This is a genomic window from Faecalibacillus sp. TM498 (assembly GCF_020589955.1).
GTDB classification, from domain to species: domain Bacteria; phylum Bacillota_I; class Bacilli_A; order Erysipelotrichales; family Coprobacillaceae; genus Faecalibacillus; species Faecalibacillus intestinalis.
Genome location: NZ_JAJDKB010000151.1, coordinates 1 through 434 on the forward strand (window position 1 = coordinate 1; position 434 = coordinate 434).

The following is a 434-nucleotide window of genomic DNA, read 5'->3' on the forward strand; positions in this document are numbered from 1 at the left end:
GGAGTATTAAATACTTCTAAAGGATATTCTGTAGCGGATGTCATGACTGCAGGAGCACATGGTGTACCTAGAGAAATCACTGATGGTGTTGTAGAAGGAAAATATTATCCAAATCATGTAGGAATTGATTTCTATGGACACTATAAAGAAGATATCGCTATGTTTGCGGATATGGGATTTAAATGTTTTAGAACTTCTATTGCTTGGACAAGAATTTTCCCATTAGGGGATGAAGAAGAACCTAACGAAGAAGGATTACAATTCTATGATGATGTTTTTGATGAATTATTAAAATATGGTATTGAACCTGTTATTACATTATCACATTTTGAAATGCCTTATCATTTAGCTAAAGAATACGGTGGATTTATGAACCGTAAAACAATTGATTTCTTTGTTAAATTTGCAGAAGTATGTTTCAAAAGATATAAAAA

The 434-nt window shown here is 31.6% G+C and carries 1 protein-coding gene; it reads left to right on the forward strand.

Annotation, left to right across the window (positions count from 1 at the left end; genetic code table 11):
* Nucleotides 1-434: family 1 glycosylhydrolase (locus LJD32_RS15095; protein ID WP_227403849.1), on the forward strand; the 434-nt coding region annotated here is incomplete at both ends.